The 13,801-nt window shown below is 47.0% G+C and carries 11 protein-coding genes; 3 read left to right on the forward strand and 8 right to left on the reverse strand.

The features are described from left to right. Window positions 1-280: 280 nt before the first annotated feature. From AB1757_27100 to AB1757_27120, 5 genes are all read right to left on the reverse strand, one after another. Window positions 281-952: a hypothetical protein gene (locus AB1757_27100; protein MEW6130728.1), complete on the reverse strand. Its 672-nt coding sequence runs from the start codon at window positions 950-952 to the stop codon at window positions 281-283. Between the two features lie 22 nt (window positions 953-974). Continuing rightward, on the reverse strand, window positions 975-1,925 hold the full coding sequence (locus AB1757_27105) for an Ig-like domain-containing protein (GenBank protein MEW6130729.1): 951 nt from the start codon (window positions 1,923-1,925) through the stop codon (window positions 975-977). Window positions 1,926-2,339: 414 nt separating this feature from the next. Then, window positions 2,340-3,020, reverse strand: coding sequence for a hypothetical protein (locus tag AB1757_27110; GenBank protein MEW6130730.1), 681 nt, complete (start codon window positions 3,018-3,020; stop codon window positions 2,340-2,342). A 19-nt stretch (window positions 3,021-3,039) separates the two neighbouring features. Next, on the reverse strand, window positions 3,040-5,643 hold the full coding sequence (locus AB1757_27115) for a hypothetical protein (protein ID MEW6130731.1): 2,604 nt from the start codon (window positions 5,641-5,643) through the stop codon (window positions 3,040-3,042). Between the two features lie 438 nt (window positions 5,644-6,081). Beyond that, window positions 6,082-7,050 (reverse strand): hypothetical protein, encoded by a 969-nt coding sequence (locus AB1757_27120; GenBank protein ID MEW6130732.1) that lies wholly within the window; start codon window positions 7,048-7,050, stop codon window positions 6,082-6,084. Between the two features lie 324 nt (window positions 7,051-7,374). Here AB1757_27120 and AB1757_27125 point away from each other — a divergent pair, with 324 nt between their 5' ends. The 3 genes from AB1757_27125 to AB1757_27135 all read left to right on the forward strand — a co-directional run bounded on the left by AB1757_27125 (window position 7,375) and on the right by AB1757_27135 (window position 11,564). After that, complete coding sequence (locus AB1757_27125) at window positions 7,375-9,330, forward strand: tetratricopeptide repeat protein (GenBank protein MEW6130733.1); 1,956 nt, start codon at window positions 7,375-7,377, stop codon at window positions 9,328-9,330. Window positions 9,331-9,391: 61 nt separating this feature from the next. After that, window positions 9,392-10,240, forward strand: coding sequence for a 3-hydroxybutyryl-CoA dehydrogenase (locus tag AB1757_27130; GenBank protein ID MEW6130734.1), 849 nt, complete (start codon window positions 9,392-9,394; stop codon window positions 10,238-10,240). 85 nt (window positions 10,241-10,325) lie between these two features. Then, window positions 10,326-11,564, forward strand: coding sequence for a tetratricopeptide repeat protein (locus AB1757_27135; GenBank protein MEW6130735.1), 1,239 nt, complete (start codon window positions 10,326-10,328; stop codon window positions 11,562-11,564). A 103-nt stretch (window positions 11,565-11,667) separates the two neighbouring features. Here AB1757_27135 and AB1757_27140 read toward each other — a convergent pair whose 3' ends face one another. From AB1757_27140 to AB1757_27150, 3 genes are all read right to left on the reverse strand, one after another. After that, window positions 11,668-11,928: a hypothetical protein gene (locus tag AB1757_27140; GenBank protein ID MEW6130736.1), complete on the reverse strand. Its 261-nt coding sequence runs from the start codon at window positions 11,926-11,928 to the stop codon at window positions 11,668-11,670. 312 nt (window positions 11,929-12,240) lie between these two features. Beyond that, a complete protein-coding gene (locus tag AB1757_27145; GenBank protein ID MEW6130737.1) occupies window positions 12,241-12,546 on the reverse strand; it encodes a zinc ribbon domain-containing protein in 306 nt (101 codons plus the stop codon). 152 nt (window positions 12,547-12,698) lie between these two features. After that, window positions 12,699-13,775: an abhydrolase domain-containing 18 gene (locus AB1757_27150; protein ID MEW6130738.1), complete on the reverse strand. Its 1,077-nt coding sequence runs from the start codon at window positions 13,773-13,775 to the stop codon at window positions 12,699-12,701. Between the last annotated feature and the right edge of the window lie 26 nt (window positions 13,776-13,801).

Genomic DNA, 13,801 nt, shown 5'->3' on the forward strand with positions numbered 1-13,801 from the left:
ATTTACTGGGCTTTTTGAGATTTTTAGCGGATGCGCAAAACTTTAAGCGTCACGAAATCGCTATCCGGCGCTAAAACCCCTATAAATAAAGGGCGGGAATTACGCGCACCCTTCAATTAAGATCACTACGATTGCATACCTTGTTGATTTCATAGATTTCATCTTTCATTTTGTGTTGAGTTTTGCGAGCCGTGAAAAAGTTTTTGCTTCTACACGGCTCCAACACAAGAGGCATTGAGTGAGTGTCTTGGGTTAGTGAACTATCAAAACGTCCTGCATTCTATTCAACGACAAAATCAATGGAAAACTCGGTCTTCCCATCGCAGCGTCGTTCTTTATATTCCCATACTGCTCGTCCGTGAAGACCCGCAATCTTATTAAGAGCGTCACGCACTGAAATGTTTTCGTAGATCAAAGTATACTGCGGAGGGGTTGGATTGACCGGGCCTATCATAATTTTAAGACCCGGCTTTAAATTAAGCCTGGCAATTGCCTCTTTCACTTCCGGCAAGTTAATTAGCGCATCTAAAATCGCGCCTATTGACCTCACCTTTTCAACCTTCAGTCTGTTTACTTGGACTTTCAGCAACGAAGGCTCATCCTTAGTAGTCAGAAGATTAATCACTCCTTCATCAATCTGCCACCGATATTCCGGGTTTCCAAAGACGATTGCGTCTAAGGTTTCTCTTAATGTTGGTTGTGGCAGCCGAGTTACTTGCGGGTTTTGAGTATCAGCACAATCTAGGATTGTAATGATACCTCCAGGAACGCGTGCACTAGCTAAAGAAGTTAAAAAGGTCGAGCGAATTGTATGATAATCAACATCATTAATTACCACTTGGTGATCAAGGACATCAGAAGTTGCTTTTTGTGCCTGACCATTTTGTCCTGAGAGCATCAGCATAAATATGCTCACAAAAATATGTAACGCAAAAAAAATTGATTTTTTCATTTTATCTCCTAAAGCAACGCGACTACTGCACTGCTGTGGTTATTGAAATTGAATATTGCCCTAAGGATTTCTGACCTTGAAGTCGTTGCTTCGTTGTTAAATCAAAAGATTTGTTGTTAACTGTCACTTTAAATTTTTGCCTCCTATCAAAACCATCGCCATTAATTGGGCAGCTACTACCAGTCCCGGCAAATCCCACTAAATCTGAAATTCTGCCATCTGCTCCTATTTGTGCAGATTTTTCAAAAACCGTAGTTTCGGTTTGATCAGACCACTCAGAGATAAATTCTGTCACTGACCCCTCCGTAGAAATCGCCTGCCCGTTCTGGTCAGCCAGTTGGTAAGTTGCGATTCTATACGCCCCACATTTGTTTGGTTGATTATCAATCGTGCAAAGAGTTGGATCGCAAGTAATAAGTTCACCTTGACTTTCAATTGTAATTCGTGAAGGAATTTGAACGAAGAAATTTACATTATCCGTGCTTGATTGTGTCATTACAGTTACAATGACACGGCGGTTGCCGCCAGAAGCAGTATCAGCGATTGCGAAATCAGCAAAAATTGATGTAGCGCCAGCAACCACCACACCACTAACTGTAACTCCTGTATTTGGACTCAAACTTACTGTGGCACCCTGTGCAAACCCTGTCCCTGTAATTTCCAAGCTGTAAGTGGAACCAACTACACCTTTCGTTACATCAATGCTAGAGACTGTTGGTTTAACTGCTACCGGGCAATTTTCCGATTCGGTGGCTTCGACCATGCCGCAATCCTCGGCGCTAATCGGCTCCGAATGGTAATAGGTGATCGACATGGTAATCGTCGTGCTCCCGACACTGACAAAGGTTACGCCGCCCGTCGCGTTGACCGTGGCTATCGCGGTGTTGTTGGAGACATACTGACAGGAGTTGGTCACATCGTAAGGTCCCAAATTATACAGCCCACAATATTGATCCCATTCCATCACCGTCATCTGTTGAAAGCCACCGACGCCGCCTTCAAAGGGATTGGGGGTAACCTCAAAGCGTTGCGGTTCCTGACTGCAACAACTGATACAACTGAAATTACTCGCGGTGTGGGCGTGTGCAGGAGTTTGATGGTATGAAGCACAAGCATCTCCTCAGCAGTCTTTTTGCCCGCCAGTAGTTTGACGAACTTCGGGACGAAAATGGCTGTGCTTCATACCATCAATATTTTTATACCCTCTTGTAGTCAGGTATTTTAAAATCACTCTACTGATGCGAATCAAGAGTTGAAATCAGATATAAAAAATCAGTGCATTACAAACAACAACTGGGCAAAAGTCTTAAAGCTGAGTTGACAAGCCCTTTGTGTTCAACGATGGAAATTTTCAACTCTTGATTCACATTACTGATAAAGAATCGAACTATTCAATAACAAAATTGACATTGTAAATTGTTTTGTCGTCGCAGCGTTGCTCCTTATATTCCCACGCCGCTCGACCGTGAGCGCGCACAATCGCGTTTAACGCCTCACGCACTGTCACGTTCTCACATTCAAGAGAGTATTTCGGACGGCGTTCCGGATCCAATGGGATAGGTCCTACAATGAATTTCACTCCTGGAGTCAATTGAAGCTTGGCAATGGCTTCCTTCACTTCCGGCAACTCAAATAAATTACTTCGTATTGTTTCGATTGATCGGGCATCCTTTACCTTTAACTTGCTTATCCGCACGTTCAGCAAGGAAGGCTCATCTTGAACAGGCAAAAGATTAATGACCCCATCATTAATCTGCCAGCGGTACTCGGGATTAGCATTCACAATTGTGTTCATCGCCTCTCGCAAGGTGCCGGAAGAAAGAGAGGTGTGCCGTATTGGGAGATTGTTGTCACAATGTAGAATTGTGACAATCCCACCTGGAACGCGAGCGCTGAGCAGTGACTCCATAAAGGAAGCAAGGGTTGTTGAGTATTCACTCTGACTAGCTGTTACTGTCCGCTCAAGTACATCACTACTAGCATTTTGTGCTTGATTGGCTTGGAATGCACCTATTAACACAGGTACGCCCAATAAAATGAACAAACTCCATAAGCTTATTTTTTTCATTATACCCTCCATAGTCGAACTACGGTGTTGGAGTAGTTAGGGTAATAGTATATACCCCCGATGATTTTTGCATCTGTATCCGACGAACCGTCGACAAGGCATAGTCAATGCCATTTATATTCACCGAAAACATTTGGCGTAAATCAGCAGTAGCCCCATTACTCGGACAAGAAGAATCGTCAGTCGTCATTGCGACTAAATCAGCAAATATGCCATTTCCATTAATGTTCTCCATTTTAGTTACAAAGGGGGAGTTATTAGCCCACTGAGTAACAGTCTCTGTCACAGTACCCTCTTCTTCAACCGTCTGAGCTGGATTACGTTGATCCCAGATTTGATATGTAAGTGTGCGGTAAGCTCCGCATTTATTAGGTTGACCATTAATTGTGCAATGGGTGGGGTCACAAGTAGTTATACTGGAAATTGAAGCTTCGGTCACTTTGGTGGGAATCTGAACAAAAAAATAAACATTCTCTGTACTTGATTGAGTACCCACTGTCACAATGACTTTCCGATTTCCGCCGCTTGCATTTGCAGCGATAGTAAACGTAGCTGTTAATTTATTGGCGCTTTCTACAAATGCCGTCCCGCTAGAGATTCCTGTTGTGTCAAAACCTACGGTAGCGCCTTGTGCGAATCCTGTACCCTCAATTGTAACATCATATGCTGCACCTCTCGGTTTTGCAGAAAGGTTTGGATTATCCGTAATATAAACTTTGGTTACTGTTGGTTTAACTGCTACCGGGCAATTTTCCGATTCGGTGGCTTCGACCATGCCGCAATCTTCGGCGCTAATCGGCTCCGAATGGTAATAGGTGATCGACATGGTAATCGTCGTGCTCCCGACACTGACAAAGCTCACGCCGCCCGTCGCGTTGACCGTGGCTATCGCGGTGTTGTTGGAGACATACTGACAGGAGTTGGTCACATCGTAAGGTCCCAAATTATACAGCCCACAATATTGATCCCACTCCATTACCGTCATCTGTTGAAAGCCACCGACGCCGCCTTCAAAGGGATTGGGGGTAACCTCAAAGCGTTGCGGTTCTTGACTGCAACAACTGATACAACTGAAATTACTCGCGGTGTTCGTCGCCCGGTCAATTCGCGCCACCCGCCCAATCAACGCCTCGCCTTCGTGCGGATGCCAGAACAGTTGTCCTTTGCTCAAATCTTTCGGCAAACTTCGCCCTTGCACATCCTTCATTTGCGTATCCCGCCACGCCTGCAAATCAAGCGTCACCGTCTGCCCCGCCGCCACCGGGATTAACTCCGGCGTAAACAGTCCGCCATCGTGAAAAATGATCACCAAGGCTTTCGTCGGTTTATCGGTGATGTTGGTCAGATACGCCACCGAACGAAACTCATCATCAATTTGGAACGGGTGATTACCGCCAAGTCCCGAATTCGCCTGGCGATTCACCAACGGCGCGTCCACCATCAAACCGCGCGCTTCATCTATGCTGCAAAGCGAGGCGATGAGCGAACCTGGATTGCCCGTGTATTCGATAGCAATGCCCGCGCCTTCGACCGCCGTATCACGCAAACCTGAAACGATGCGCGTCAAATCAATCGTCCGCACTTCATGCGGCGCAAGTCTAACCTTCGGCAACGGTCGCGATTCTGACTTTCCGTTTGCCGGATAGTTGATTTTCACGGTCGCGGTTTGCGCCGCATCCGAAGCGTTTTTCAAGGTAAGTTTCGGAGTAAAGAAAGCGTTATTCGGTAATGGCGACGTAGCAATCGGGCGTCCGATGAAAACGCCTGTGGCGTCAAGCGTAGAAACTTTTTCGGTTGCCGGGTCAATGAAATTTAAATTCGAGGCAAAGCGTCTGGCTTTGTTGGTCACCACGCCTGCGGCGATTAACGCCCCCGGCGCTCCGTTATGCGAAATTGACAGTCCGCCACGTCCAATGCCTTTTGCTTCAATACGCAAATCCTTCAACAGTTTCTCAATATCCATCACCAGCGTTTGGCGCGAAGACAATGAAACAACCATTGCGGGAATCACTGCGCCTTGCCATTCGACATTCAACATCGCATCCAGGCTTTGATTCGTGGTATTGCAAAGCATCACTTGCCCCTCGGTCTTTTCATCAAGCGACCACCACAGGCTTTCCAATCTCGAAGACTGAAAATGCATAGGCGATTCCATATCGAAAGACATCCGGCGATTGGCATCCGCAACCGTCAATTGCGGAGCGATTGCCATACCATCCAAGTTGTTGAAATGCACTTCAAGACTGCCTTCCCGAAAGTGTTCCTTGTCGCTTGAGATGTCAACGAACTCACGCAAACGAAGCGTGGCGCTATCGTGCGCCGGGATAGAAACGGCGGGCAACTTCTGCTCTTTGCCGTCAAGCGAGTAAAGCACCGGGCTTGCGCTCACGGTTTCATTGGCTGAGTTATTCAAGGTCAACATCGAATCCCAATCACCCTTCAATGAGTAATAAGCGATTGCTGCAACGTGCTCCGGTAAAGTCGGCTGCGCCGCCTGAGTTTGAAAACTTTGGCGGGCTGCAAACAACAGAGCCGACGAGATGAGCAACAAAACCATTGCCCCAACTTTCAAATTTGCGCTTTTCAATTGCCTGAAAAGCCCGTGAACTTGTAATCTGTGCATGACACACTCCTTTCTTGGGTTTGTGTTGAGGGCAAGACAGACTTCGCCGTCCAAGCTTGGGACTGTCTTGCCTGTAATTTTTTAGATTGACGCTGAGCGCATACCGCAAAAGCCCTCTTTGTCCGAATTACTTTGCGAAAAATTTGCGAGGAAATTTATCGTTGCCTTTTAAATAAAAGGATAGTTCGCAATATTTTGGTTAGAGATCACGGGACTCAAATCATAACGAATTCAACATCGCTTTATTGCCTGTACTCGTTCTGGTGAAGCGGGTTCAATTATATGCAAAAAAAAAAAAAAATGGGCAAGAAAATTTTCTGGAAAATTTTAGTACGGTTTTATTCGCAAGCGGAAAAGCAAAAATTTTGTCCAATAAAAAAGGCGCGAGCGTGAGACTGGTCTCGCGCTCGCGCCAAAGGTCTGGTTTTTCGCAAAAAGTTATTTCAAAAACTGGCTGATGAGTTCCATCGGGAAAGTGCCGTTGATTTTCACATCCGCATCAATGGTGGTGACGGTCAGGTTTTTCAAGGCGTCACCAAGCGGCGCGAGTTTCGGGTCATTGGAGGCGCTCAGGAAACCTTTGACCATGCCAACGAGTCCGGTCAACTGGTCTGCCATTGCTTTGGCGTGTTCGGCATTGTCGCTACGCAAGGTTGCATTGATGCCAACGCCATTCGTCAGTTCAACGGCTCCGAAAACCAATTTCAGAGTGTCAAAATTCGGAAGCGGCAGGCTGTTATTCGCGAGTCCTTTGGCAGCATTCGCATCCATCTGCAAAGCGAAACTGATGGGCGCAGTCGGGTTTTGTGAAAGCGCGCCGGTGATTTCAGTATTCTTTGCCAGGCTCGGTCGTTCGCCGCCGCGCGCGTCAATCGCTGCGCGCACGCCTGCCAGTGAACTGACGACTGTGGTGTTCGAGTCGAAGAAAACGAACGCCGTACTATTATTGATGTTGACAGCCGCTTTACCATTGGCGTCGGGCTTGCTGACTTCGGTTACTTTCTGAATGTCGAAGCCTTTGTATTTTTCGCTTTCAACTTTGACATTGGGTTTGTCGCGCAGTTGCGCAAGGATGGTGTTTTGATTGAGCGTACCGCTGATGGCAATCGTCGGGTTACTTAAACCGGCGGCGGGAAATGAAATCGCTACGGCATTGAAATCGGAAATATTTAAACCAATGTGGGCGATTTCGTTTTGCGCTTTATCAAGCAGGTTTTTCAATTTTTCCTGCGTAAACAGACTGCTGGTTACCACTTTTTGAACATCGATAACCACTGCGCCTTTGCCATCGGGCAAGACATTCAGCAGATCAATTCCGGTCTGCGCGGCGGGTTTTGCCGCAAGACTGACGACAGCCACGCTGATGGCAATCATCAAAGCCGTCGTCCAAATTGTAATTTTCTTCATAAGAAACTCCTCTGAACTAATTAGTAGTTCCTCTCCACCTGACTTTCTGATTATAAGCTTGCAATGCGCATTGGTGAAATCAATTATTGCGCAAATCTTAGAACGAAGATTATCGGTATTTGGTTTACCGGAAATTTATTTTTTTATTTCCGCAACCTTATGTTTCTTGCAAACCCAACTCCCAAACACTTGAATACGGCAATTACTTTGCGGCCACTTTGCTTGCGTGGGCTACGACGTGTTGCTTAGAATGACTGTTCAAGAAATCAGAATCATTTGTGGTAGTGATAAAAAACATCGCACCATACTGCATTAATAAATCGAATGGCAAAACAATCTGTTTCAAGTAGCAAATCCGCATCTCACGCCACTACGCTTCCGGTCACTGAACCGGACGAAACGATGGAAACGCCGGAAGCGGCAAAGCAGCGTTTATTTAAAAAACTGCAACCGGTCAGCGCCCTGTTGCCGGTGATGCTGGCGCTGGTGTTTTCAATCAACACTTTGTGGTTGGAATTTGTCAGCGATGATTATCAGCAGGTGCTTGGCAATAACGCCATCCGCGACATCCGCAATTTACCCAAAGCCCTTTCAACCACCGTCTGGGGATTTATCAATCTGGATATTGCGCCGGTTTCACAACCCTATTACAGACCGCTTTTCAGTGTCTGGTTTATGGGGGTGTATGCGATTTTCGGAACCAAAGCCTGGGGCTGGCATTTGATGAATGTATTGATTCATGCTCTGGCAACCTGGCTGGTTTTCCTGGTTCTCAACCAGTTGAGCGGACGCAAACGGCTGGCGCTGATTGCCGCCAGTCTCTTTGCGGTTCATCCTGTGCACACCGAATCTGTCGCCTGGATTTCCGGCATTACTGACCCGTTGATGGCGATATTTCTGCTCCCGGCATTTTACTTTTATTTAAAACTGCGAGAGAGCGGAAAACCTGTGTGGATGGTAGCGATGCTGGTCTTTCATTTACTCGCGTTGCTGAATAAAGAGACCGCTTTGGCGTTGCCGGTCATCGTCGCCTATTGTGAGTTGTTCTATTTCAACGAAGCGGAAGCTTTCAATCTGAAACTTGCAAAAGCCGCCAAATTAATTGGGGCGTTTTTATTGCCAATCGTTATTTTTCTACTGGTTCGCTATTACGCCTTAGGTACTTTTTCTACGCTTGAAGAATTGCGCTATCCGCTCAGTGCAACGCTTTTGACCATCCCGCTTGCCTTAACGAAATATCTGGTTTTGGTGAGCCTTCCTTACGGTTACAGTTATCAGCACTACACCGGTTTTATAACCTCCGCGACCAGTCTGAATTTTATTTTGCCGTTGCTTTTAGTGATGGCGCTCGCCGCCGTTTTCATTCTGGCGAAATCCCGTCTGGTCAAATTCGCGGGAGCCTGGTTTCTGATTTTCCTGCTACCGGCGCTTGCTGCCATCAAAAATTTCGACCAGGAATATTTGGTGCAGGAGCGTTATCTTTATCTGCCTTCTATGGGTTTTTGTCTTTTACTGGGACTCGGAATTGAATGGCTTGTCGAACGCCAATTTGCCGGACGCCGCTATGCTTTAGTGGCGCTTACCTCGGTTATAGTTTTAGGGTTTGGCATTTTGCAAATCAGGCAAAGTCTGTTCTGGCAAGATACCGTAACCGTCTATCAACGATGTATCGCCGTGGCACCAACCTCTGCCGAAGCGCACGCTTCTATCGCCAATGTTTATTACACAGCCGGCAAACCGCGTGAAGCCGAGGCAGCCGCCCGCACCGCGCTGGAACTCGACCAACAATGCAATAATGCATATTTGACGTTGAGTTATTTCAGCAAACAATCGGGCAATCTCAATCAGGCAATCGATTACCTCGAACAGGCAAAAGTCAATGTGTCGGTCACGCCGCTCACCCGTAGCAGCATTGCCACGACCTATTTAAATCTCGGCTTGCTTTACGGACAGAAAAAAGATTTTCAAAAAGCCGAAGAAAATCTGGAGCAATCGCTGGCGTTGTGGACGCGCGCCAATGGTTTTTATCAAGTTGGGCTGTTTTACAGCCAGCAAAATAAATTGGAAACGGCATTGTCTTATTATTTAAAAATGCGAGAACTGGTGCCGCCACACAATGCCTTCGTACACGCGACGATGGGCGCAATGTATGAAAAATTGCAACAGAATGACCAGGCGATTGCTGAATATATTAAGTATATGGAAACCGCAACGGTGAATGCCTCTGACCGCCAGTTCGTTCAAGAACGTCTCAATAATCTACAAAAACCTAAAAAGTAGAGCAGCAAGATTATCTATTATCATTTTCGATTTGCGATTATGATAATTTTTTTCGGAGGAAATTGTGATTAATAAAATTGGCATTATCGGTTCGGGAACTATGGGTAACGGCATTGCGCAAGTTGCCGCGCGCGCCGGTTTCAAGGTTGTGATGCGCGATTTGAAAGCTGAATTCTTACAACGGGCGCTTGCCACGATTGATAAAAGCCTGCAACGCGATGTTGATAAGGCGCGACTTTCCGCAGACGAAAAGCAAACCATCATTTCACGCATCGACGCGCAAACTGAAATCGAGGCGCTTGCCGAGGTGGATTTGGTTATCGAAGCGGTTAATGAAGAGTTCGCCATCAAATCAGAAATCTTCAAACAGCTTGACCAATTGGTTCGCCCGGAAGTGATCTTGGCAAGCAACACCAGTTCGATTTCGATTACCAAACTCGCAGGCATTACCTCGCGCCCGGATAAATTCATCGGCATGCATTTCTTCAATCCGGTGCCGGTGATGAAGCTTGTGGAAATCGTGCGCGGCATCGCCACCTCAAATGAAACTTTTGCCGTAACGCGCGAGCTTGCCGAACGCCTGGGCAAAGCCCCTGTCGAGGTCAATGATTCGCCGGGTTTTGTTTCCAATCGCGTATTGTTGCCGATGATTAACGAAGCGGTTTTCGCGCTTTATGAAGGCGTCGGCTCGGTCGAAGCGATTGATGAAGTGATGAAACTGGGAATGAATCATCCGATGGGTCCGTTACAGCTTGCGGACTTTATTGGTCTGGATGTTTGCCTCGCCATACTGAATGTGTTATATGATGGATTCAACGACTCAAAATATCGCCCCTGCCCGCTACTGAAGAAATATGTTGATGCGGGCTGGTTGGGTCGCAAGACAGGAAAAGGATTTTATGAATATTGAAAGGTAACCATCGCTTGAACCCGAAACCGGCTACGGTAGCCGGTTTCAAGGCATCAACCCAATCCGAGACGATGGACTGAAACGCATGATACTTTGTCAAAATTGCACTCATAATAATCCTTATGACCGTGAAACCTGCATCAAGTGCGGTATGCGTTTGATGATTATCACGGAATCGCGTTCGAGCGCGGCATTCGGTGGCGCAGACCTGATGATCCGACCGACTATTGAAGAGCATTTGCTTGAACGCATCAGCGGACTGGAAACCGCGCTACTCAAAATGCAGGATCGCGTAGACATTCTGCTGGAACTCATTCACCGCCAGGCAACCAGCGGACTCTATGATCACGCGATGATTGATGCGCTGGTCGAACACCTTTCCGAACGCGGAGCTGTCGAAGGCGGCAAACTCGAAACCCTCTGGCGCGACCGCGTCGCCGAACATTACGAAGAAGCCAGCGAAAAACAGCGATATGGTCAATTGGTTGAGTTGATGATTAATGAGTTCAACGGCGATAACATCGACCTGTTTGCGCGGCTTCTGGATACCGGCACCGACCTGTTTCTGGATGGCAATGCCCGGCGCGGCATTCGCTATTTTGAAAAAGCTCTGGTGATTGACCCGACCAATTCAGTTTTATCATTTTTTATCGGCGAATATTTTTTCCGCATCAATAAACCGGCGCTCTCGCAACTCTATCTTGAACGCGCCATCAACAAAGAGCCGGATAATCACCTGGCAATGCTCATGCTCGGGGTGATTTGCGGCGATAACGGAGAGTTGGAATCGGCTAAAAATTATTTAAATGATGCGTTGAAACTCAAACAGGATTCGTTCACGGCGCATTACGGATTGGGGCGCATCCTGGCTTGTGAAGGCAAATTGCGCGAAGCCATTTCGCACCTCAAGCGGGCGCTCAAACTCAAGCCGACTCCGGAAATGTATTATCTTGTCGGTCGCGCTTATCTGGATGACGGGCGCGCGGAAATCGCTTTGCGGCATTTGCAGAGATGTGTTGACCTCGACCCCAAATTTGATGCGGCGCTTTACCATCTGGGATTGATTTATCTCAAGCGCAACGAAGTGAGCCTGGCGCAGGAGCATTTCCTGGCAGCTTATGAAATCAATCCACGAGAGCCACGTTATCGCATCGCTTTAAATGCCCGCAAAGCGGCGCGGCTTACACCGCTTCCGGCGTTTGGACGCGCTAAAGTTGCCAATCGCAAAGTGGTGACCAGCGGCGATGTCAGACTGGCGGAACTGTTGCGCCGGGATTTACTGGATGCGGGCGAAGTTGCCAGCAAAGGTCAAAAACGCAGTTAATTTTATCCGCATAAAAAATCAAAGGCAGAAACGAATTCAGCTTTCGTTTCTGCCTTCTTGTTTCAAGTCACAGATTTTGCGGGTGACCTGTTTAGAAAAACTTTTAATGCGTGGTTGCGCTTTCGTGTGAACGGCTGCCACTCGGTAACACCGAAACGCTACGTGAGGTGGTATCGAAAGCCGTGTTGGTATTTTCGGTCAAACTATAAATGTCAAATCCCAGAGCATCGAGATACATGGCTAAGTCATCAGTCGAGGAGATATTCAAAATCGGGCGATAGCCATAAAAGTCTTTAATTTCCAACAAGCGTTCGATGACCTCAATCGGCTCAAATGTCAGCGCAGGATCTTTGAAACTGGCCATGTGTTTAACCCCCTTTCTTCGTGTTTCTACGTTTCTGCTTCTTAATTAGTTTTCTTTTATGCGCCACGTTAAGATGTCAGCGAGCGCATCCAAGTTGTCATTATTTTAAATCGCAAATATCGGTTGGCTTATTCCTGCCAAGCTTCGTTCATTTCCAGAACGCCACAAAGTTCAACTACTTGCAATTAAATAATAACTATCCGGGGGAGACTTGTGAAATGAATCAAACTTGAACGAACCAAGGGGCTTGGTGAACCGTGTTAAAAGTGAAGAAATACCCAGTAAATCCGGGCACTTCTTCACTGAAGAATTTTATGCGGCAGATGCGGGAGTCGTATCGGAAGATGAGGTTTCTGATTTGCTTTCAGTTTTGCTTTCAGCTTTGGCTTCGGTTTTCTTTTCCGTTTTGCTCCCGGACTTACCGGATGCAGCAGGCTTTTTCGCGTAGTCGCTAGCGTACCAACCTGAACCTTTCAACTGAAAGCTGGTGCGCGAAAAAAGCTTTTCCATCTTTCCCTTCCGGCATTTTTCACAACGTTTCGGAGCCGGGTCTCCAACTTTCTGCATCAATTCGATGTGATTCCCGCATTTATCACATTGATATTCATATATCGGCATGTACTTTCAAATCCTCCAATAGTCAATTTCAATCTGTCACCCTAATATTTTTTCAATCATCAATCATAAAAATATATTTTCAGATTAGCGATTGTTCCCCCATCTATCAAGAGAAATGTCCATAAGGGCGAATGAACCATCTTCCCATCGCTTCACAGGTGTTTGCGAAAATAGTTCAAAATCAGATAGCCCGCATAATATTTATAGGGCAATTTTCCGAGCGTGTAGTGACCGCAAGGAACTATTGCGCGGTCTAAATTCGCGCCGTGCCGGTCGCATTCTTCAAATAGCAATTGCGAGAGTTGCGGCGTAAACGATAAATCATATTGCGCCGAAATCAATAAACCGTGCCGCCGGTTTTCAGCTAAACGCTTCACGTAGGCGTTGGGACTGATTGCCAGCCAGGCGCGGCGCAACTCTTCGCGATTAATCGCCTGTTCAAGCCCGCGTCTGACATGCGCTGTGGTAATCCCTTCCCAAACCACATCGCCGAAAAAACTCGATACATGGTTATACACGCCTGCGCGAATACGCTCTTCATGAATAAAGGTCAAAAATGCGATGCACGAGCCGAGACTGGTTCCCAGTATGCCGATGCGTTCGTAGCCTTGCGATTGCAACCAGTCAATTGCCGCGCGACAATCCAAAACCGCCTGGCGATTCGATTGCAGCGTGCGCCCGACATTGGCGCTCACAATATAATCGGCGCGTTCAAACCCCGGAAGCATACGCCTATCGTGATACGGCAAGGTGATTCGCAAAGCCGCTATGCCGATGCGGTTGAGCAAACGACAAAGCGCGACGTGTTCATCAATCTTGGCATTCCAATGGGGCAGCACCAGTACGGCGCGGCGTTTGGCGCGGGCTAACTGCTCGGCTGGCGAATCGCTTTCCTGTTCAGAACGCGGCAGCACAGGAAAAAATCTCGCGTGAACCTGATTGTTTTCTGCATAAGGCGTTTTGACGGCGCTGCGAAATGTCAGCCATTCCCCATCGAATGCAAATTCGGTGGTTTTCGGAGCAGAAAAAAACTTATGGCTTTCGGCAATGGCGCGTTCATTGAATTCAAACAAAATATCGCGCTCGCTTCTGCCGTTGACGTGCAGGTCTGTATAACCGAAACCGTTGTCGTGCAGATGTTCAAGTCCCCATTCAAAAGGGCGCACGACGCGGTTGTTATCTCGGCGGGCTAATTTGTGTTCCCACTTGTAAATTAATTTTTTAATCATTGATGATGGCTGAATTCTTAAAAATC

Source organism: Acidobacteriota bacterium, assembly GCA_040754075.1.
Classification (GTDB): domain Bacteria; phylum Acidobacteriota; class Blastocatellia; order UBA7656; family UBA7656; genus JBFMDH01.

Bases quoted from the DNA above. Each gene is read 5' to 3' on its own strand.
- AB1757_27100 (MEW6130728.1), bottom strand. From the start codon at position 952: ATGAAAAAATCAATTTTTTTTGCGTTACATATTTTTGTGAGCATATTT.
- AB1757_27105 (MEW6130729.1), bottom strand. From the start codon at position 1,925: ATGACGGTGATGGAATGGGATCAATATTGTGGGCTGTATAATTTGGGA.
- AB1757_27110 (MEW6130730.1), bottom strand. From the start codon at position 3,020: ATGAAAAAAATAAGCTTATGGAGTTTGTTCATTTTATTGGGCGTACCT.
- AB1757_27115 (MEW6130731.1), bottom strand. From the start codon at position 5,643: ATGCACAGATTACAAGTTCACGGGCTTTTCAGGCAATTGAAAAGCGCA.
- AB1757_27120 (MEW6130732.1), bottom strand. From the start codon at position 7,050: ATGAAGAAAATTACAATTTGGACGACGGCTTTGATGATTGCCATCAGC.
- AB1757_27125 (MEW6130733.1), top strand. From the start codon at position 7,375: ATGGCAAAACAATCTGTTTCAAGTAGCAAATCCGCATCTCACGCCACT.
- AB1757_27135 (MEW6130735.1), top strand. From the start codon at position 10,326: ATGATACTTTGTCAAAATTGCACTCATAATAATCCTTATGACCGTGAA.
- AB1757_27140 (MEW6130736.1), bottom strand. From the start codon at position 11,928: ATGGCCAGTTTCAAAGATCCTGCGCTGACATTTGAGCCGATTGAGGTC.
- AB1757_27145 (MEW6130737.1), bottom strand. From the start codon at position 12,546: ATGCCGATATATGAATATCAATGTGATAAATGCGGGAATCACATCGAA.
- AB1757_27150 (MEW6130738.1), bottom strand. From the start codon at position 13,775: ATGATTAAAAAATTAATTTACAAGTGGGAACACAAATTAGCCCGCCGA.